Here is an 18,688-nt window from a genome sequence, read left to right on the forward strand (position 1 = left end):
TTCAGGGAATAATTTAATAACCAGCCCCCGAAATAAGCAGAATCATTTAATCTTCAGACCAGACATCCTGAATAACCGGCCAGCCCCAGACATTCATAGAAACCCCTTTTAGGATCCCCTCAAAACGCAGCGTCTGTCTGTGGTGAAACATCGGTAATAACCAGTGTTCACTGATCATGGCAGTAGCAAGAGGCTCTAGTTCACGCAGATAGTTTGTCAAAAGGCTTTTCTGTCGGATATTGATTAACTCAGTCTGCAGCCAGGTGCTTCCGTCAGAGGTTAAGCTCTGGTGCAGTACAGGATTAGACAGCAGCCAGCGAAATGCAGAGGTAGGATAATTATCGTCTAAACTCAGACTGGTCAGGATAAGATCTTCATTAAGCTCGTTTACACTGGCCTTTTGATGAAACTCATCGAAAGAATAAACATTAACCTGACAGTTAACACCCGCTTGTTTAAGCAGCGCAATTATCGCTTCGGCGCATTCCAGCAAAGCTTGATGCTGAAATACTGCAATAGCTAGCTTTCTCGGCAACGGTTGTTCTGTTTTTGTTGTATTAATGGTTCTTAGCCATCCTGGAAACAAATTGTAAGCAGGAACAGCCTCGACCTGATTATTTGATCTGCTTAATTGAGCCATCAGCTTATCAGCAGCAACAAGTTGACTTAGATATTTACGCTGTGCCAGGGAAAGGTCAGCTTGATGGTTTATCAGCATAAGCAGACAGCCGTCTTCTATTTTCGTCTGTTGACCATTTTCAGTTTTCTTATGTTCACCGCTAATCGAGAGGTAATTCGAACAAGTAATACTTTTTCTAAGATCAATATTCGCCTGAATAGCCGCTTTGCCATATGAGCTAGGGTCTGCTGAAGGTACCTGCCAAACAGTGACACTATCAGTGAGCGCACGACAGCCGTAATAATTATCGTATGCCTGTAACCGCAGCCGTTTCTCAGAACACTCTTGAACCTGAAATGCGCCGCTCCCGGCTATTACTGTTGATGATAAAATTTGAGAAACCGGCTGAATAGAATACCTTATATCAGCAAGGAGTCCGGCAAACCCCGGGTCCGGCTGGTTTAACTGAAAAGCCACACAAAGAGAGTTTAAGACTGAAACAGCTGTCAGATGCGCCAGCTCTTTCTTGTATCCCGCTAATTCTTTTAGCTGACTAAATAATTCAGCTATCTGCACAGCATTAATTTCACTTCCGTTATGAAAAGAAAGCTGCGGGCGCAGGTAGAAACGCCAAGAATAGTCTTCTTCATTATAATCCCAGTGATGTGCAAGCTGTGCTGTAACATGGCCATTAACATCACACTGAGTTAGACAGCAGTATACCTGCCGCAATAGGAAGCGTTCACTATTCCGCAGCAGGCTATGAGGCAGTAATGCTGAAAAAGGACGACCGTAGGTTAATTGAATATGCAGACGCCCTTCGCGCCGGCTTGTTCCTGAGGTACTCTGCAGCAGCCGCCCAAACAAAGTTTGGTCGTTGTCGATAAGTCTCAATGCCTTTTCATATTTTCCAGTTGAGATCATATCCCGGGCCAGATCTGCTTTCAGTGTATCCAGACTGTATTTCAGATAGAGCCTGGAGCGTTGATTACGACCAGCTTTGGGAGCCCACTCTAACCAGCCAAGGCTGTGCATCTCCTTTAACAGGGTTCGACAATGCCTTGTACTGGTAAACATAACCTCCGCCACTTCTGGCAGAGTAATAAGTATTTCTTTTTTTATACCCAGCTTAGTTACCCAAGCGTAATAACGAAGTAACTTATCCTTAATCAAAACCGGCACCTTTCTACAATTAACACTTCCGTGTTTCAGCTCAATCATGAGAATCAAGCGTGAAAACAGGAGAAAACAGATATAATAGGAAGAAAACAATAATACACCCTCTGTTTTTTTATACCTTATTTACAGTAATAATTTAACTATAAATACAACAGAGGGCATACTTATGTTACAAGCAGTTAAAAATATATTTAATCTTAAGCCGGGTAATGCATTAACGAAGCATTATTCGTCACGGGCACTCACAGCAAAAAACCGAATTGAGGCAGAAGCCATTCTCTATATGAACTCATTATTATCACTTTACGATAGAGATTCACAAACAAATGCGGAGCTGGGAATGAAAATTGAACATGTAGCTATTTGGTGTAAGAAACTGGAAACCATGAAGTATTTTTACGAACACTATTTCGATGCTAAAAGTAATGAAAAATATGAAAATCCAGCTAAGGGTTTTTCATCCTATTTTTTAACTCTGCCGGACGGACCGCGTATAGAGCTAATGAACATGGATTCAGTATTAATGCTGCCGGTGAATGTCTACAGCCAGTTTATCGGAATGGCACATTTAGCATTCTCGGTTGGCTCTGAAGATAAGGTAAATCAGATAACAGAAAAATTTATCTCCGACGGCTATGAGGTTCTAGACGGCCCCCGCTGGACTGGAGACGGTTATTACGAAAGCCTGATCCTCGATCCAGAAGGAAATCGACTTGAAATTACCGTGTAAACCAAGAAAAACCAGTATGACTTACAAATAAATCAAAGGCTGCGAAATGAAAACAGAAAAAGAGAAGATGTTGGCGGGTAAACCTTACCTGGCACGGGATAAAGAACTGCTTGAAGAGCGCACACAATGCCGTAAAACACTGCAGAAACTGAATAAGTCACTGCCCAACAGTGATCAGTGGAAAGAGGCAATTAAAACTCTGCTTCCTAACGCCAGAGGTCAGGCCAGCTTAAAACCACCGTTTCACTGTGATTACGGCAGCAATATAATCGTCGGTGAAAACTTCTACGCCAACTTTAACTGCACAGTACTGGACGTCAACACCGTCGAAATTGGTGATAACGTCATGTTTGCGCCGAATGTGCAGGTCTATACCGCAGGTCATCCGCTAGACGTAAAAAGCCGGGTTGAAGAAGGAGTCGAATTCGGCCTGCCGATTAAAATCGGCAATAACGTCTGGGTCGGCGGCGGTGCGATTATCTGCCCCGGTGTCACCATTGGTGATAACACGGTGATCGGTGCAGGCGCTGTGGTGACAAAGGACGTTCCAGCTAACGTGCTTGCTGCCGGTAACCCGTGCCGAGTGATCAAAGCAATAGATAATGAAGTAGAGAGTTAGACGAGTAATCTCCTTTGCTGGTTTGGCCTGTCGGGAGCCGTGATATGTTAGGCGGCAGAACCGACAAGCTGAAATCAAATAATAGCAGCAGATATCAGCGCAAAAGTTACAAGACGGTTATATCCCGAAGCACGCTCAAATAACAAAAGCAGCTAACCCTATAAAATATTGCATCGATCAAAATACTGGGAATATAAGCCCATTTCAATTTATAAAACTAACTGGAAAAGACCCTAAGCGAGTTAGAAGCAAAAGTAAGACGCTAGTCTATCTACCTTTAATTCCTCTGTGAGCCGCATTGTTGTTTAATTTAATTTTGAATAACGGATTTCCAGCAGCAATTTTGTTCAATAACTTCTATTGTTCACTGTGTATATTGTCAGGCTTCTAATTGATACGAGGTGTTTATGATAACAGTGATTATGCCTATGTTTATTTTTGCTTTGATTGGTGCGATATCTCCCGGCCCGGTTAATATTATTGCTGCCGGCTCAGGAGCTAACTTTGGTTTTCGACGAACTATTCCTCATATACTTGGCGCAGCCATCGCTTATACCTTGATAGTACTTCTGGCTGGTCTTGGATTAAATCAATGGTTAACCCTGTTCCCTGAAATAGGTAATACACTGCAGTATGCAGGCAGTGCATTTCTACTTTACATGTCTTATAAAATTGCAGCAGCGGTGCCGCTGAGATCAGAGAAGATGACAGAGACAAAACAGCCCCCCTCATTAATTGAAGGAGCATTAGCACAAGGTTTAAATCCTAAAGCCTGGTTAGTTTCAATGTCGGGGATTAGCTTATTTGTCACAGTTCATGCACAATCTATGCTTTATTTATTAATTTTTTGTATCATTTCTTTTACGCTATGCTTGTTTGGTGTCTCGACTTGGGCCGCTGCCGGCCATAGTATTCGAAGTCTTTTATCAACGACAAGGCGTCAGATAGGTTTTAATATTTTGATGGGATTGATGTTGAGCGGAACAGTGGTTTCAATACTATTCATTCAATAATAGAGGCAGTTAATGAAACAAGATAAAACCGTATTTTTCAAAAAAAGTGAGGTGCTGCCTTTTGTTGAAATTCGTCAAGCTTCTTTATCAACGGCTTGTTATCACGCGCATTCTCATGATGAGTTTTCATTTGGTGTGATTGATTCAGGTATTGCAGACTATCATAATTTAAATCAACGTAATCGAATTGGTGCTGGTGATACTGTCACCATCAATCCTGCGGATATTCATTCATGTAACCCCATGGCCGGTGACTGGTCATATCGAATGTTGTTTGTGCAGACAAACTGGATTGGTCAGTTACAGTCCGAAATGCTGAATATTGATAGTATAGATTACCAGCCGTTTTCGGAGGTTTTAAACCGCTCTCCACAATCCTATCAGCAATTTCAACTTTTATTTACCAGCCTGCTGAATGAGGCAAATCCGCTCGCAGCAGAAAGTCTGCTGATTCAATATCTGCAGCAGTATTTTTTAATTAAAAATCCCGAAAAAAATGATTCAGTGAATATCCGTAAAGTAAAAGAACTTATATCGGATCAGCTAAATATAAATCATTCGTTAAAAGACTTAGCAAAAGAATCAGGTTTAAGCCGCTGTCACCTAATACGCAGTTTCAAACAAAGCTATGGTTTATCTCCACATGCTTACCAGTTAGATGAACGCATTAAGCAGGCTAAAAGATTGCTTAAATCAGGCCATTCACTAATAGATACCTCCCATTTACTAGGTTTTGCAGACCAAAGTCATCTGCAGAGAAACTTCAAAAAACGATTAGCCGTCACACCTAAGCAGTATCAAGCCTTTTTTATTTAGTGTCGCTCCTAAAAATCTAAGGCACTTTATGCCTCTTTCCGACTTAGAAAACCAACTCGCCCCCCATAGCAGCTCACTGACCTGCAGCAAGGAATTATGACTCTACCATTACATTTCCTAGTTGCGCCATGCGGCCAATAAACTGTGGATAAAAGCAGCTGTAAAGCACCGCTTGCTGGTAATAGATATTCGAAATGCGTATATAAGCTAAGCACAAACGCGTAGGATGCATCTCATATTACTTTAAGCAATGAGCACCGATATGCCGATCACAACAACAGAAGAGTCTGTTACCCGCGCTTTATTAATTTCTATTCGCACGCCTGATGTTAGCCAGCAGGAAGTGGATGAATCATTATCTGAATTAGGCCGTTTAGTGAATACCTTAGGTTTTTCTGTGCTGGCGGCTAAAACACAGCGGCAAAGATCGACCAAACAGCTGTCAGTATTAGGCTCTGGCAAACTAGAAGAGTTAGCGGCGTTAACGGGTGAGTATGAGCCACCTTTGCAGGATGAAGCGCAGATTGAATTTGACTCCGAAGAATTTGATCAGGCCGAATTAAGCGAGTTATTAGCAATACCAGAAGCTCAAGAACAGGCTAATGTGGTGGTATTTGACTGCGAACTGAGTCCAACTCAATTACGTAATGTTGAAGCGTCATTAGGGGTAGAAGTTTACGATCGTACCCGCGTTATTATCGAAATATTTAGTAAACATGCACGTACCCGCACCGCTAAGCTGCAGGTCGAGATCGCGCGGCTTAATTACTTAACCCCTAGATTACGTGATGAAAACAGCGGCGATCGCGAACGCCAGAAAGGCCGCTGGATAGGTGAAAGTGCCTTTGAGATTAACCGCCGCCGTATTCGCGATAAAATCGCCGACCTAAAACGTGAACTGAAAAAATTGCAGAAAGAGATGCAGGGTCGACGCAGTGGCCGTGTCGAGCAGTTGTGCGTGGCCTTAGTGGGTTATACCAATGCCGGTAAATCATCCTTAATGCGCGCCCTAACGGACTCAGAAGTTTTAGTTGAAGATAAATTATTTGCTACTTTAGATACCACGGTACGTACCCTGCAGCCGCCGACACAACCACGAATTTTAATCTCAGACACCGTTGGTTTTATCAAAAAGCTGCCTCATGATTTAGTCGCATCATTTCATTCAACCTTAGAAGAAGCAAAAGATGCGACCTTATTACTCTACGTGGTTGATGCATCGGACGAAAACTTTACCTCTCAATTAACCGTTGTTGACCATGTATTGCAGCAGTTAAATATCGATTTTAGTAACAAACTATTACTGCTGAATAAGGTAGACTGTTTAAGCGAAGAGCAGCAGTTAACACTGTTAGAGCAATACCCTGATGCGCTGCAGATCAGTACGCGTGACAAAAATGATATCGCGTTAGTGCATCAGGAAATTCAAAATTTCCTGGAAAAGAAAATGTGCCCAGCCTGTTTTCATATACCTTATACAGCAAGTGGTATTATGGGCGAAATTCACAGTAAAATGCAGGTGATAGATGAGCAGTATCATGAAGATGGTATGCGCATAACACTAAAAGCGAGTCCGATTGCCTTAGAGCGGTTACATAAAATGCTGCAGACCTCTTTTTAATATTCGGTTTCAAAAAAATGGTAATAGTTTGATGCCTATGCATTTTATTATTTTAAATAATAATATTAAAGAAAACATCAGACTCTAGAAATATGGCACTACATAACGTTCAGACATAAGGAATCAAGGCAGACTTACGAAGTTGGGATTAGACAGGCGTTCGATGCCCTTTGCGATATAATTTGACGGGCCAAAAAAAATGGCAAACCCGCAAAGGTTTACCATTCTATTAAATCTTAATTCAGCTCTGTTTAGGAGCTAAAATATCACAGCAGATTAAAGTGCTACGATATTTTCTGCGTTCGGGCCTTTTTGACCTTGGCTTACAGTAAATTCTACTTTTTGGCCTTCAGCTAGAGTTTTGAAACCTTCGCTAGCGATAGCGCTGAAGTGAGCAAATACGTCTGGACCATTTTCTTGCTCGATGAAACCAAAACCTTTAGATTCGTTGAACCACTTAACTGTACCTTGAACTTTAGACATTATATTATCCTGAAATTTTAATGTTAGATTGCCTTGATAGGCCTGAATAGCGTAAAAACAGACTGGAACTTAAAAACTACAAAGCGAGGTATTAGTAATAATACAACGGAATGAAGAATGTAAACAAAAGGCTTTCTTTCCTGCTGGTGAGCACTTTATAGAATCTATATTGTAAGTCAAGCGTTGTTCGAAAAATAAACAGCCAAAATTTCTTAAACATACACTCGTGTTTAAAGACATTTTTCCGTATTTTTAGGCGTCTAAGAAAAAGTAGATAAGGTGCTTTCGTCTCCTAACTGCCTTAGAACAGATGCTGCTTATTTAAAAAGAAAATCCTTCACCTCTAGAAGCTGTTTACCTCACACAGGGTGATTTTTGCATCCGGAATGATAACGAGTATAAACCTAGAAAAAATATGATCTTCTCCTAAACTTGATGGTACGTTTTAGGGAAATGACAAACATGCTAGAAAACGATGAAATTTTCGCTTTGAGCGATGAAAATGAAAGTGAAACAAAAAACAAAAAATCCACATTACCACCATGGAGAATAATGCTGGTTGATGATGAACCGTCTGTTCATCAGGTAACATTACTTGCTTTACGATCTTTAACATTTGAAGGAAGAGGGCTTGAGTTTCTACATTGTTACACAGGTGGTGAAGCTAAATTGATGCTCACGGAGGAAAAAGACATTGCCCTGGTTTTTCTAGATGTCGTCATGGAAACAGAAAATGCGGGATTAGAAGTTGCCCAGTACATTCGCGAAGATCTAAAAAACAAACAAGTACGCATCATTTTACGCACCGGACAGCCAGGGAGCTTTGCTGAATCAGAAATGATGACGAGCTACGATATCAATGACTATAAAACCAAAACAGAGTTAACCAGTAAAAAATTAAAAACAACTATCATTTCTGCTCTACGTTCCTATCAGGAGTTAGATAACTCTGAGTCTTTGCGGGTAGCATTAGATAAAATGCTTAAATGTTCTTCTGAGTTAATGAGCGAAAAATCGACGACTGAATTAATTGCAGAAATATCAGCAAGTACCGAACAGATGCTGCCGTTAGTACAAAAGTTTGAAAGCACTCCAACAGTAGTAAATATTGTCTGTTTTAACAGCGAAGACTTAAGCTGCCGTCAATCTTTTATGGAAAAAAACAACGCCAGCAGTATTTCCCCACAACTCCATCAAAAACTTAGCGATAGTTTTGCTATTGAAAATCCCCCCAGCTTTATTGATGGACAATATGCACTCTTATATATAGGCAAAACTGATCAAAAGCAGCATTATTATTTATTGTTAACATACAACAACCCCATTGAAGAGAAAGAAACGCTGCTGCTGTTCAATTTACGAACTAATATCGAGATTATTTTTAATAATATCAGCTTAAAAGAATCATTAGAAAATGTGAATGCTGGTTTAGAAGAGAAGGTAAAACAGCGTACTCTTGATTTTCAACAAGCTTGTGAGCGGGCAGAGCAGGCCAATCAGGCTAAAAGTAGTTTCCTCTCAAATATGAGCCATGAAATACGCACACCAATGAATGCAATATTAGGGTTCACGCAGATACTGACACGCAGTACGGATATTTCCAGTCAGCAGAAAACAACCCTGGATAAAATAGCCAAAGCAGGTCAGCATCTATTAGGAATTATTAATGATATTCTTGAGATATCAAAAATAGAAGCGGGCGCAGCGCAGCTGAAATTAATCGATTTTGAACTAGTGACACTATTAACAGATATAGGACAAATGTTTCAGTTTCGCTGTGAACAAAAACAGCTTAACTGGAATTTCATCAACCACACTGATCAATCTGTCTATGTACGCGCAGACGAGGGAAAGCTCCGCCAGATCTTAATTAATCTGCTGGGAAATTCAGTCAAATTTACCGACCAGGGTTCAATTACATTAGTTTTAAATCAACCGTCAGCAAATATTTACCAGTTTGAAATTATCGACACAGGCGCGGGTATATCTGATGAAGAGCAGAAAAAATTGTTTCGCAATTTTTCTCAGGGAGCCGCCGGTGAAGAAAAAGGCGGAACAGGTTTAGGGCTGACTATTTCCACCAAACATATTGAAATGATGGGGGGAAAATTAACACTGCAGTCGGAGCTAGGCAAAGGATCAACATTTTCCTTCAGCATCGAGTTAGAACGCGGTAATGAAGAAAACGCACGACAAAGTGTTCCTGAAATAGAACAGATTAGATTAATTAAAAATCGAAAATTCAGCGCGTTATGTGTTGATGATATTGCTGAAAACCGTGAACTATTAGGGAGCGTACTCACTTCTTGCGGCATTGACGTCACCTATGCTGAAGACGGCCTGCAGGCTGTTGAGTTAATCAAAAAACAAACATTTGACATTGTTTATATGGATCTGCTAATGCCGGTCATGCGTGGTGATGATGCGATAAAAATTATTCGAGAAGAGCTCAATCACGACAAGCTAACCTGTATTGCAGTTTCCGCTTTTAGTTTATCTCATGAAATTCAGCACTATTTAACCATTGGTTTTGACCTTTTTATTGCCAAACCATTTTCATTTTCAGAAGTATTCAATAGTTTAATAACTTTTTTTCCTGACGATTTTGTTAAAGAAGAGCAGCAGACACCAGCTAAAAAGGTTGATAAAAAACAGGAAGATATTAATTTGTCAGAATTTATATTGTCCAGAAAAATGTTAGATGATTTAAAGTTATCAGCCTCAATCAATCGTTCATCATATATTAAACAGCTTTTATCGGACATTGCTGTACAAAGACCGCAAAACAAAATTTATACTGATTATCTTATCCTGTTTATAGATAATTTCGATATGGCAGGCCTTGTTAAAGCATTAGAGGAAATTGAATATGAACAATAATCTCGTCACTATTAAAGGCAGTAAAATATTAATTGTTGACGACAAACAAGAAAACCTGGAGCTGTTAACTCAAATACTAGAAGCAGAGGGCTTTGAAATTGCCTTTGCAGTAGACGGTGAGCAGGCAATTAAAATCGCCAACCTGTTTTTACCGCACCTTATTCTGCTGGATGTCATGATGCCGGGCATTGACGGCTTCGAAACCTGCCGACGTTTAAAATCGCTGAATGATGTCAAAGAAATTCCGGTTATTTTTGTAACAGGCAAAGCCGGCATTAGTGATGTCGTTGAGGCATTTAATGCAGGAGGGGTTGACTACGTAACAAAACCAATACGACACGAAGAAATTTTAGCTCGTGTCAATACGCATCTGCAGCTGCAGGCACTTATATCTTTGCGTGACGAACTTATCAGCACCTTAAGAGATCAAAATATTGAATTAGAAAAAATGAGCAGTCTAAAAGATGAGCAGCTGGAAACCGCTGTACAATTTAACCATATTGGAGAGTTAGTGGGCGAACTCACTCATGAAGTGGCTACACCGCTCGGCATAATGAATACAGCGATGAGTACCTTAGATGAACAACGTTTAACCATGGTGAAACAGCTCGACGAGAATCGTCTTTCCAAAAAAAATCTTACCGATTTCATTGAAATGTCAGGAGAAGTTTCTGATATTGTTAATTCCAATTTAAGTCACGCTATTGATCTGGTTAACAGCTTTAAAAAGATCGTTGTCGGAGAATTCAGCCACACTAAAACTGAGTTTGTAATAAGTACATATTTAAATGATATCAAGCATATTTTACTTCCCAAGTTTAAACGCAGCGCGCATACACTGAAGATTGAATGCGCAAAACCAATCGTGTTTACTGCTGAAACAGGCGCCTTATCTCAGGTACTAATTAACTTAATCAGTAATGCTTTAATACATGCCTTTTCAGAAGGGCAAAACGGCAGTATTCAACTCGTTGCCAGCGAAACAGATGACGCAGTTATTCTAAATGTGATAGATGACGGCAAAGGGCTCGACGAATCATCACTCAATAAAATTTTTGACAAGTATTATTCAACTAGAAGTGGTCAAGGTGGCAGCGGTTTAGGGCTCTACATAGTTAAGAAGCTCATAGAGAATAATTTAAACGGGACTATAAGTGTCAAAAGTTCATTGGGTAACGGCACGCATTTTTCAATATCCATGGCCAAAAACAGCAGTTAGATTAGTCTCAGTTATTTACAGGTATCATTTCACGCTCACTGTCTTTATTGCGTATAAAGGCAATTATATCAATTCGAATAAAATAAACGTTTTACAGCAAAACTTAATAAAACGACGGGCAATGTAGAGAATAGCTGATCATAAAACAGAGCTACTATTCAATTTATCCCTGATTCTATTTTATAAAGTCACCTCTCAGTTAAAAAAAACAAAAAATGATAAGCTGGCTAAAAATTAAAATTCGGTTAAACAATGGAAATTATATTTTTAGGAACCTCAGCAGGTACACCGACAAAATCAAGAAATGTATCCGCAGTAGCAGTAAAAAAGGCTAACTCCAAATTATGGAGTTTAATCGATTGTGGAGAAGCAACTCAGCATCAAATTTTGCATACAAAACTCAGTTTAAATAAGCTTGAATCTATTTTTATCACCCATGTTCATGGAGATCATTGCTATGGACTGCCCGGGTTATTAGCCAGCGCATCTTTGGCGGGAAGAACCACTGCCCTCACCATAATCGCTCCCGCACTCATACAAGATTTTGTCGAAAATACGCAAAGAATTTCTAAGTCCAGTTTATCTTATAAGATCAATTTTATACGTGTAGAAGAGTGCAAAGAATATACCGCCGGCAATGATTTCGATGTTGAGTTCGTAGAGCTGTCTCATTGTGTTCCATCCTACGCTTATGTTTTTTGCGAAAAGAAAATCCAAGGCAAATTAGATATAGCCCAACTGCAGAAAGACGGTATCAAGGCGGGTCCATGTTGGGGAGAAATTCACAAAGGTATAAACCAAATGCTTCCTGATGGAAGGAAAATAAATGCTTCTGACTATATATTAGCAGATAGAAAACCAAGAAAGATTATTGTATCTGGAGATAATGATGCACCAAACCTTTTGACTGATGTAGCCAGCTGTGCAGATCTGCTTATACATGAAGCCACCTATACTGAAGATATTTCGTTGAAAGTTGGCAAGGCCCCCCAGCATAGTACAGCTAAGATTATCGCTCAGTTTGCCGAAGAAGTTTTGATAAATAACTTAATCCTCACACATTTTAGTCCCAGATACTGTAGAAATAAGAGTTCATCACCATCAATTGCTGATATTGAAAATGAGGCGGCAAACTACTATAGTGGCAGCCTGTTTTTAGCAAATGACTTTGATCTGTACTTATTAAACAAAGACGGGAAGTTACAACTTTTTTCGAATAAGAATAAGCCTGTGAAGCAGTAGGCTTGTAGCCATATGGCTTTAATTTCATGACTCGGACGAATTAGAGAATAGTCTAGTGTTATGCTTACGATATGTTGCAGCCCTGCCACAGATACACGCTTTCTCCCATGAAGCTAGCCATATAAATTACCGTGCGGCATCTCGCAATGTACTCCATTGCGCCTCAGAAACCTACAAATTTATGGCCAATATTACTCAGCCATAACAGATACATGAAGTAAGAGCCCGGCTGCTTTTTAAAAGCCTAAGGACAATGCGCTATAGTTAGTGCGACCGTTATCACTGAACTCTTTGTTTTTATCTTTATTATTGCCTTATCAAAGGATAGGCTCCGTTTGAAACTGGAGTCATTAATAGCGACAGTAATAAGGAAGTGGAAATAATGAAAGAAGTTGCGTTTCGTTGGATTGATAAATACTTGGTAAATGTAAAAATAAAAGAAAATTTTTTATTCCTCTTTTTTACCCCCCTCCTCGCAATCATCATGGTCAGCTTAGCATTAATGGATGCTTCAGAGCGTCAGCAGGAGCAGCTGTTACAACAGAACATGAATACGATTGCCAACTTGATTTCACAGTCCAACCTGACTGAAAGCGATGTTACACGCATCCTTGCCGGCAGCAGTATTCAGGCTGGCTCAAAGGGTGTTAATACAACTGTGATAGCGGATGCCGGCTACAGTTTAACAACTCAGGAACAGCCAAACTTACTCAGTACGCTTAATATTGGTCATGCCAGTATTATCATAGTGTCATGTTTACTCATATCGCTATCCCTTTATTACATTATGACCTTTATGGGCGGAGCACTGTTTAACATCTACGATGCATTACGCCGTCTTGCCGATGGCGATCTGGTTTCCCGTATTGGTTATGCGCCGGCCCGAAATGAATTTAATCTAATCGCACAGACGATTGACCGTGTATCTGAACGTGAACAACAGCTGGTGAAGGCAACGCAGGAAGCAATCGCACTGATCCAGCAAATTAGTTCGCAGCTGCGTCAACGCAGTAACGAAAATGAAGCGCTGTCTAACCAGCAGCAGGAACGCATAGATTCCCTAGCCAGTGCAACCGAGCAGATGGCAAGCTCAATTCGTGAAGTCGCAAGTCACGCACAAAGCACCTCCAGCCAAACCAGCGAAGCCACGCAGACAACAACACAGAGTCTGACGCATGTCGACCAAACGCTTGATGCGATAAAGCTGTTAGCTTCTGAAATCAGCTCAGCTGCCGATGCAGTAGAAAAACTGGATAACGATGCTGCACAGATTGATAATGTCGTGACGACCATTAACTCTATCTCTGAACAAACAAACCTGCTGGCATTAAATGCAGCCATCGAAGCAGCGCGTGCTGGTGAGCAAGGTCGTGGTTTCGCGGTTGTCGCCGATGAAGTGCGTACACTAGCGGGTAGAACGCAGGAAGCAACGGTTGAAATCCAGAAAATGATAGAGTCACTGCAGGGCAATAGCCAGGGGTTAATGAAGGTAATGCATCAAACCGTCAATAATTCTGAATCGAGTGAACAACATATGGGTACCGTAAGCACTGACATTAGGCAGATATCAGAGCAGAATCAATACATTGCGGATCGCAGCACTGAAATTGCAGCTTCAGCAGAAGAGCAGGGAGCGGTTGCTGATAATATCGCCTCCGATGTCGAGCAGGTTCGCAGTCAGTCGCGTTTAGTTGCTGAAATGATCACTCAGTCAGCTTCAGAGGTACAGCAGCTTAATAAGCAGGCTGATGTGCTTGAAGACTTAATGAAAGATTTAACAGCATAAACTGGATGATTTAGAGCTTCCGTCGGGTCACACTTTCGCCCCGAAACGTGAAGCTCTGCTAAAATCAATAACTCTGAGTTTAACTAAGTGGAATATAATCCGGCAGGTAACGGCTGGGTTAGAAAATTGAATTTCAAAGGTATTTGGTTTGCTTTTACAATATAAAATAATGGTTAAGACATATCACTAAAACGCCTCAGAAAACTTCAATTTACAGCGGCTGTCACTCAACGATTACATAACCAGGCTTTACATTTAAAAATGTATAAATAATCAGCTTGGGATTATGATTATTTCTGTGTGGAAACTATTTTTTAGCTAGAGTGCACTTTATTAATTTTGTAATATAGCCGTTTTAGTGTTTTTAGTATTTTTAGTGTTTTTAGTATTTTTAGTATTTTTAGTATTTTTAGACTTTAAGGAATCGAATATGCAAAGTAGAGCTAATCAGATGCTTATCTTGCACACTTTAAAAATGAGCGGCAGTTTCACCAAAGCAGCTGAAAAACTATGCGTTTCTACTTCTTATGTCAGTAAACAACTAACTCTATTAGAATCTGAGCTTAAGGTTCAACTTGTACAAAGAACCACTCGCAACTTGGCATTGACTGATGCTGGTATTGAATATGCAGAATATTGCGCACAGTTACATTCAACCATTCAAAATGCTGAAGTAGCAATGATGGATGCCACTGCGCAGATGTCGGGCACCATACGCCTCGCCCTGCCTCGCTCTTTCGGCACACTGCATGTCATTCCGGTATTAGACAAACTGCAGGAAAAACATCCCGAAATCAATTTTGAGATCAGCCTCACAGATCGGAAGATTGATATGTTAGATGAAGATATTCATTTATGGATTACCACTTATGAGAATATAAATGAAGGCTATATTGCACAGCGGGTAGCCGATGGTCACTTTGTGCTGGCGGCATCTCCTAAATACCTTGAAAAACACCCGACGCCCGTACACCCCAAAGACTTGCTGAATCATAATTGTGTTACTTATCACAGCAATACACGAGACTATAGCCACTGGCCGTTTATTAAAAATAATGAAAAATTAACGGTTCATGTCTCGGGGAACTACTGCGTTGACCTTTCTGAAGCCGTAAGGGATGCGGTTATTGCCGACCACGGTATCGGCTATATTGCGACTTACTTGTTATCAGACGAGCTTGAAACAGGCAGACTAGTCCAGTTACTGCCTGACTGGAAAGCTAATTTAGAATTACCTGTATATGCCGTTTATCCCCGCAAAAAACACCTTCCTGAAAAGCTCAATGCCGTGATTTCTTTCTTAAAAGAGAGTATTGAATGCCCCCCCTACTGGGATGTCTCGCTGGCCCCTTGGCTTAAAAACAGTTAATCAGTGAATAAAAGGCTCAAATAGTAAATTGAGCCTTTATGTTTTTCAGCCTTTCAGCTTCTTTTTTTCTCCCACCTTTTCCATACAGCAACAATGCTTTTACAAAACCCTATATATCGACTGGTTATCCGGGCGTAGTATTAATCACATCATTTATTCTATACACATTATCATCTACAAACGTAGATACAGGAGCCAATTAATGTCTGATTTAAAAGCAGCTGCTTTACGCGCACTTAAACTAATGGATTTAACTACACTAAATGACGATGACACGGATCAAAAAGTAATTGATCTTTGCCATAACGCAAAAACAGCAGCAGGCACAACGGCAGCCGTCTGTATTTACCCGCGCTTTATCCCTATCGCTAAAAAAACACTAGCAGCACAAGGTACGCCGGAAGTACGTATTGCAACTGTTACTAACTTTCCTCACGGTAACGATGATATCGATATCGCAGTTGCTGAAACTAAAGCGGCTATTGCTTACGGTGCAGATGAAGTGGATGTGGTTTTCCCATACCGCGCACTAATCGCCGGTAATGAGGAAGTAGGTTTTGAGCTGGTTAAACAGTGTAAAGCCGCGTGTGGTGACACTCTGCTTAAAGTGATTATTGAAACAGGCGAGCTGAAAGAGCCGGCATTAATTAAACTTGCTTCAGAACTTTGTATTAAAGCAGGCGCAGATTTCATTAAAACCTCTACGGGTAAAGTTGCCGTTAACGCAACTCCAGAAGCGGCTGAAATTATGCTGAACGTAATTCGTGAAATGGATGTCGCAAAAACCGTTGGTTTTAAACCTGCTGGCGGCGTAAAAACCAGCGAAGATGCTGCGCAGTACTTAGCCATGGCAGATAAGATTTTAGGCAGTGAATGGGCAGATAACATGCATTATCGTTTTGGTGCATCAAGCCTGCTTACTAACCTGCTTAACACGTTGGAGTTAACATCTGAAAAAGCGGATTCAGCAGCTTACTAGGCAGCTGCTTTAGATAGAAATTCCAATATTTCCCGTTTACCCTCTTTTTAAACGAAGAGGGAAATCAACAACACATATTCTACAATTAAAACTCAATGAAGAGTTTGGAGATACGCATGTTTTTACCACAAGAAATTATTCGTAAAAAACGTGACGGTCAAGTACTGACCGCCGAAGAGATCAACTTTTTTATTCAGGGAGTTGCAAACGACACCATTTCAGAAAGTCAGACTGGTGCTTTTGCGATGACTGTTTTCTTCAATGAAATGACCATGCCTGAGCGTATTGCCCTTACTTGTGCGATGCGTGATTCTGGTATGGTGATTAATTGGGACCATATGAATTTTGGCGGTCCGATTGTAGATAAGCATTCAACGGGTGGTGTTGGTGATGTAACCTCTTTAATGTTAGGTCCAATGGTTGCTGCTTGTGGTGGTTTTGTTCCTATGATTTCTGGTCGTGGACTTGGTCATACGGGCGGTACTTTAGACAAACTAGAGTCGATCCCAGGTTATAACATTACCCCGACTAATGACGTTTTTGGTGACGTGACTAAAGACGCAGGTGTCGCGATTATCGGCCAGACAGGCGACCTCGCACCTGCTGATAAACGTGTTTATGCAATTCGTGATATTACGGCGACTGTTGACAGTATCTCACTGATCACTTCTTCGATTCTTTCTAAGAAACTGGCTGCTGGACTTGATTCATTAGTGATGGATGTAAAAGTGGGGTCAGGCGCCTTTATGCCTACTTTTGAAGCATCTGAAGAACTTGCTAAATCAATTGTTGGTGTAGCAAATGGTGCAGGCACAAAAACCACTGCAATTCTAACTGACATGAACCAAGTATTAGCTTCTTCTGCGGGTAATGCGCTAGAAGTACGTGAAGCGGTACAGTTTTTAACGGGTGAATATAGAAACCCGCGTCTATTTGAAATTACCATGGCACTTTGTGCTGAAATGCTGGTATTAGGCAACTTAGCAACAGACAGTGCTGATGCACGTGAAAAACTGCAGACTGTATTAGATAACGGCAGCGCGGCACAATGTTTTGGTAAAATGGTTGCTGGCCTTGGCGGACCAAAAGACTTTATTGAAAACTATGCCGATTATTTAGAAAAAGCACCTATCGCTAAGCCAGTTTACGCAAGTAACAGCGGCATCGTTTCTGCAATGGATACCAGAGCGATTGGTATGGCAGTGGTCAGCATGGGCGGCGGTCGTCGTGTTGCAACTGATGAGATTGATTATGCCGTTGGTTTTGATCAGTTCATCCGTTTAGGTGAAACAGCAGACAGCCAGAAGCCATTAGCAGTTATTCATGCGCGTAATGAAGAACAGTGGCAAGAAGCTGCAGATGCCCTGCTTGAAGCGATTAAAGTCGGCAGTGAGCCTTACGTTGCAACACCTGATGTTTACCGTCAGATTCGTGCTGAAGATATTTAAGCTAAAAACCTAAAGAGCTGATATTTTTCTCAGCTCTTTAGATATAAGCACCAAACAGATCATACAATCCCCTCCTCCGTATGATCTGTCTCACTACCTCTCATCTAAATAATTTCAGGACTCTCCTATGAGCTTACTTTTAGCATTATCCATAAGCACAGGTATCCTTTCCGGTTTGTTAGTCTGGTTTACAGGCCTGTTTGATATCGCAAGCTGGCTGGCTTTTTTAGGGGCAACCAGCTATTTTGCTTCTACAGATAAAGGCAGAAAAGGACTTGTCCAGGTTTGGTTAACCAATTTTAGCGGTGCAGTCTGGGCAATATTAATTATTGCAGCTTCCACTTATATTGATACAGATTTTGCAAGTTATGCAGCCACCGCTGTTTTTGCGTTTTGTATGTGTATACAGGCTAAGTTTAGTCTCCTTAAATTTATACCGGGTACCTTTTTAGGTGCGGCAGCGATCTTTTCTGCCGATGGGCAATGGTCTTCAGCATTTTTGGGATTATTTATCGGAGCTGTTTTTGGATTTTTAATGAATTATACAGGAGAATTATTACATAGATTCTGTGCAGCTCGTTTACCAGAGGCCCCCGTCAACAACATTAAACAAGAGCCGCCTAACTAGCGCTAAGTTCAAGTGACAAAACAAATATATGAATTAATCAGTAACTTATGTAGACTA

Annotated in this window: 15 protein-coding genes; 13 read left to right on the top strand and 2 right to left on the bottom strand. The window is 40.8% G+C overall.

The features are described from left to right. Nucleotides 1-46: 46 nt before the first annotated feature. Complete coding sequence (locus tag G327_RS0107840; protein WP_245542681.1) at nucleotides 47-1,801, bottom strand: SgrR family transcriptional regulator; 1,755 nt, start codon at nucleotides 1,799-1,801, stop codon at nucleotides 47-49. A 163-nt stretch (nucleotides 1,802-1,964) separates the two neighbouring features. On the opposite strand from G327_RS0107840, the gene G327_RS0107845 reads away from it, so the two are divergent. From G327_RS0107845 to hflX, 5 genes are all read left to right on the top strand, one after another. After that, complete coding sequence (locus G327_RS0107845; protein WP_019614208.1) at nucleotides 1,965-2,528, top strand: VOC family protein; 564 nt, start codon at nucleotides 1,965-1,967, stop codon at nucleotides 2,526-2,528. Between the two features lie 46 nt (nucleotides 2,529-2,574). Further along, on the top strand, nucleotides 2,575-3,147 hold the full coding sequence (locus G327_RS0107850; protein WP_019614209.1) for a sugar O-acetyltransferase: 573 nt from the start codon (nucleotides 2,575-2,577) through the stop codon (nucleotides 3,145-3,147). Nucleotides 3,148-3,554: 407 nt separating this feature from the next. Beyond that, entirely contained in the window at nucleotides 3,555-4,160 is a 606-nt protein-coding gene (locus tag G327_RS0107855; protein WP_019614210.1) for a LysE family translocator, read from the top strand. Nucleotides 4,161-4,172: 12 nt separating this feature from the next. Beyond that, on the top strand, nucleotides 4,173-4,976 hold the full coding sequence (locus G327_RS0107860; RefSeq protein ID WP_019614211.1) for an AraC family transcriptional regulator: 804 nt from the start codon (nucleotides 4,173-4,175) through the stop codon (nucleotides 4,974-4,976). A gap of 262 nt (nucleotides 4,977-5,238) precedes the next feature. Beyond that, the gene (gene hflX, locus G327_RS0107865) at nucleotides 5,239-6,597 is read left to right on the top strand and encodes a GTPase HflX (RefSeq protein WP_026339255.1); all 1,359 of its coding nucleotides are present in this window, start codon (nucleotides 5,239-5,241) and stop codon (nucleotides 6,595-6,597) included. 276 nt (nucleotides 6,598-6,873) lie between these two features. On the opposite strand, the gene cspE is transcribed toward hflX, so the two are convergent. Then, complete coding sequence (gene cspE, locus G327_RS0107870; RefSeq protein WP_019614213.1) at nucleotides 6,874-7,080, bottom strand: transcription antiterminator/RNA stability regulator CspE; 207 nt, start codon at nucleotides 7,078-7,080, stop codon at nucleotides 6,874-6,876. 462 nt (nucleotides 7,081-7,542) lie between these two features. Between cspE and G327_RS25990 the strand changes: the two genes are divergently transcribed. From G327_RS25990 to G327_RS24215, 8 genes are all read left to right on the top strand, one after another. Next, complete coding sequence (locus G327_RS25990) at nucleotides 7,543-9,960, top strand: response regulator (protein WP_019614214.1); 2,418 nt, start codon at nucleotides 7,543-7,545, stop codon at nucleotides 9,958-9,960. Beyond that, entirely contained in the window at nucleotides 9,950-11,179 is a 1,230-nt protein-coding gene (locus tag G327_RS0107880; protein WP_019614215.1) for a hybrid sensor histidine kinase/response regulator, read from the top strand. Before G327_RS25990 ends, G327_RS0107880 begins: the two co-directional genes overlap by 11 nt. A 252-nt stretch (nucleotides 11,180-11,431) precedes the next feature. Continuing rightward, on the top strand, nucleotides 11,432-12,421 hold the full coding sequence (locus G327_RS24210; RefSeq protein WP_019614216.1) for a ribonuclease Z: 990 nt from the start codon (nucleotides 11,432-11,434) through the stop codon (nucleotides 12,419-12,421). Between the two features lie 382 nt (nucleotides 12,422-12,803). Next, nucleotides 12,804-14,207: a methyl-accepting chemotaxis protein gene (locus G327_RS0107890; RefSeq protein WP_019614217.1), complete on the top strand. Its 1,404-nt coding sequence runs from the start codon at nucleotides 12,804-12,806 to the stop codon at nucleotides 14,205-14,207. A 430-nt stretch (nucleotides 14,208-14,637) separates the two neighbouring features. Beyond that, the gene (locus tag G327_RS0107895; protein ID WP_019614218.1) at nucleotides 14,638-15,576 is read left to right on the top strand and encodes a LysR family transcriptional regulator; all 939 of its coding nucleotides are present in this window, start codon (nucleotides 14,638-14,640) and stop codon (nucleotides 15,574-15,576) included. A 202-nt stretch (nucleotides 15,577-15,778) separates the two neighbouring features. Continuing rightward, nucleotides 15,779-16,555, top strand: a complete 777-nt coding sequence (deoC, locus tag G327_RS0107900; protein WP_019614219.1) for a deoxyribose-phosphate aldolase — start codon at nucleotides 15,779-15,781, stop codon at nucleotides 16,553-16,555. A 116-nt stretch (nucleotides 16,556-16,671) separates the two neighbouring features. Beyond that, nucleotides 16,672-18,003, top strand: a complete 1,332-nt coding sequence (deoA, locus tag G327_RS0107905) for a thymidine phosphorylase (protein WP_019614220.1) — start codon at nucleotides 16,672-16,674, stop codon at nucleotides 18,001-18,003. Between the two features lie 127 nt (nucleotides 18,004-18,130). Next, complete coding sequence (locus G327_RS24215) at nucleotides 18,131-18,631, top strand: DUF1097 domain-containing protein (RefSeq protein WP_019614221.1); 501 nt, start codon at nucleotides 18,131-18,133, stop codon at nucleotides 18,629-18,631. Nucleotides 18,632-18,688 lie beyond the last annotated feature (57 nt).

Source organism: Psychromonas ossibalaenae ATCC BAA-1528 (assembly GCF_000381745.1).
Lineage (GTDB): Bacteria > Pseudomonadota > Gammaproteobacteria > Enterobacterales > Psychromonadaceae > Psychromonas > Psychromonas ossibalaenae.

Excerpts from the sequence above, each read along its gene's own strand:
- G327_RS0107855 (WP_019614210.1), top strand. The coding sequence starts at position 3,555 with ATGATAACAGTGATTATGCCTATGTTTATTTTTGCTTTGATTGGTGCG.
- hflX (WP_026339255.1), top strand. The coding sequence starts at position 5,239 with ATGCCGATCACAACAACAGAAGAGTCTGTTACCCGCGCTTTATTAATT.
- G327_RS25990 (WP_019614214.1), top strand. The coding sequence starts at position 7,543 with ATGCTAGAAAACGATGAAATTTTCGCTTTGAGCGATGAAAATGAAAGT.
- deoC (WP_019614219.1), top strand. The coding sequence starts at position 15,779 with ATGTCTGATTTAAAAGCAGCTGCTTTACGCGCACTTAAACTAATGGAT.
- G327_RS0107880 (WP_019614215.1), top strand. The coding sequence starts at position 9,950 with ATGAACAATAATCTCGTCACTATTAAAGGCAGTAAAATATTAATTGTT.
- G327_RS0107895 (WP_019614218.1), top strand. The coding sequence starts at position 14,638 with ATGCAAAGTAGAGCTAATCAGATGCTTATCTTGCACACTTTAAAAATG.
- G327_RS0107850 (WP_019614209.1), top strand. The coding sequence starts at position 2,575 with ATGAAAACAGAAAAAGAGAAGATGTTGGCGGGTAAACCTTACCTGGCA.
- G327_RS24215 (WP_019614221.1), top strand. The coding sequence starts at position 18,131 with ATGAGCTTACTTTTAGCATTATCCATAAGCACAGGTATCCTTTCCGGT.
- G327_RS0107860 (WP_019614211.1), top strand. The coding sequence starts at position 4,173 with ATGAAACAAGATAAAACCGTATTTTTCAAAAAAAGTGAGGTGCTGCCT.
- deoA (WP_019614220.1), top strand. The coding sequence starts at position 16,672 with ATGTTTTTACCACAAGAAATTATTCGTAAAAAACGTGACGGTCAAGTA.
- G327_RS24210 (WP_019614216.1), top strand. The coding sequence starts at position 11,432 with ATGGAAATTATATTTTTAGGAACCTCAGCAGGTACACCGACAAAATCA.
- G327_RS0107890 (WP_019614217.1), top strand. The coding sequence starts at position 12,804 with ATGAAAGAAGTTGCGTTTCGTTGGATTGATAAATACTTGGTAAATGTA.
- cspE (WP_019614213.1), bottom strand. The coding sequence starts at position 7,080 with ATGTCTAAAGTTCAAGGTACAGTTAAGTGGTTCAACGAATCTAAAGGT.
- G327_RS0107845 (WP_019614208.1), top strand. The coding sequence starts at position 1,965 with ATGTTACAAGCAGTTAAAAATATATTTAATCTTAAGCCGGGTAATGCA.